The 1,439-nt window shown below is 69.8% G+C and carries 1 protein-coding gene; it reads right to left on the bottom strand.

Annotation, left to right across the window (positions count from 1 at the left end; all coding sequences use genetic code 11):
- A partial coding sequence (locus ACEN88_RS31600) for a hypothetical protein (protein ID WP_413346097.1) occupies window positions 1–1,163 on the bottom strand: 1,163 nt, incomplete at its 3' end.
- Window positions 1,164–1,439 lie beyond the last annotated feature (276 nt).

Raw genomic sequence — 1,439 nt, 5'->3', positions numbered from 1 at the left:
CCCCCCTTTTTTTCCCCCCCCACCCCCCCCCACCCCCCTGTTCGCCCGGCCGGGGGGGCCGGTATTTTTTTAAACCACCCCGGGGCGGGTTCGCCCGCGTCGTCGGGGCCCAGCAGCTTCGCGTACACGGCCAGTCCCACCGGCAGGCCCTCCGCCGCCAGCAGACCGTCCGGCACCGCTTGCGCCACATAGCCGGGGGGCAGTGAAACGCTCAGCGCGAGCGTCTCGAGGCGCGGGTCGGCTTCCTCCGGCACTGGATCCGGTTCCGGTGCCGCGGCGTCGAGCGCATCCTGCTGCGCTTCCAGGATCCGATCGGGGCCAGGCGCCGCCGCGCTTTCCGATTCCTGCAGCACGCGCCAGTAATCTTCCACCCAGACCGACGCGTCGTCCAGGTCCTGCAGCCAGTCCTCGTCGCGGTTGGCCGAGAGCTGTTCGTAATCGCCGATCTCGCGCAGCATGGCGGCGATGCGGTCCGGGCTCGTCTTCAGGCTCGCGAAGCGCTTGGAGCGCGTGTGCAGCGGGCCGGGACCGCCGCCGAAGTCCTCCATCGATGCGCTCCAGCGCAGGATCCACTCCGCGCGGCAGTCGTGGATCGTGCGCAGCTGGCGCACTTCGATGGGGTCGGCGCCGTCCGCGATCTCGCGGCCGAGGATTGCGCCGCCCTGCGCCCCGTGCGCGCGCCAGTTGGCGAACAGGCGGGCCACGTCGTGGTAGGCGGTGTCCAGCATCCGGTAAGCGTACATACGATTCGGGCTGCACGGACGGCCGCAGGCGGCCTGGTAGTTGTCGGCATCGACCCGGTCGCGCAGCACGGCGTACATGTCGTTCACCTTCTTGCGCAGGAGTGCGTCGCCGGAGGGACCGTCCGCCAGCGCGGCGCACAGGGCGTCCCAGTCGGCCGGACGGGCGCGCAGCTCGACGACGAGCGTCACCGCCAGCTCGTGGACGGTGTCGCCGTAGCCGTTGCCGGCCGCCCGGGCGCGGGCGCTGTGGCGCTGGGCCAGGAGCTGGTCCGTCATGCGCTCCACGTAATGCTCCAACCGAGCCTCCAGGTCCGGATGTGCGGCATCGAGACCGCGCAGCGCGGCGAGCGAGCACTGTCCCAGCAACTTGCGCACTTCTTCCCAGCCCGGTTCCTGGTACCGGGTTCCCGGCAAACGCATAAATCCTCTTCGATGTTCGGCCACTAATAGCAGGACCGTAATAGATCATGCCACAGAACCACATCTCGTAGGCGCGCAGATGAGTGGGAAATACCCCCTATTTCGCCCCCTTGATTTGCATACGATCGGCCAGCGCCCCCAGGACGGCGGCAGCGACGGGCGCCGCATGCTCGCCGCCCGTCGCTTCCGAGCGGCTGGCGAAGACGGCGCCGGTGGGCGACGGATCGCTGGCGACGGTATGGTTCACGGGCTGGCTGGAGCCGCACAGCGTGGCGG

Source organism: Massilia sp. CT11-108 (assembly GCF_047302915.1).
GTDB classification, from domain to species: domain Bacteria; phylum Pseudomonadota; class Gammaproteobacteria; order Burkholderiales; family Burkholderiaceae_D; genus Telluria; species Telluria orientalis.
The sequence above is the reverse complement of the archived record's forward strand: the minus strand, read 5'-3'. Positions and strand labels throughout refer to the sequence as shown.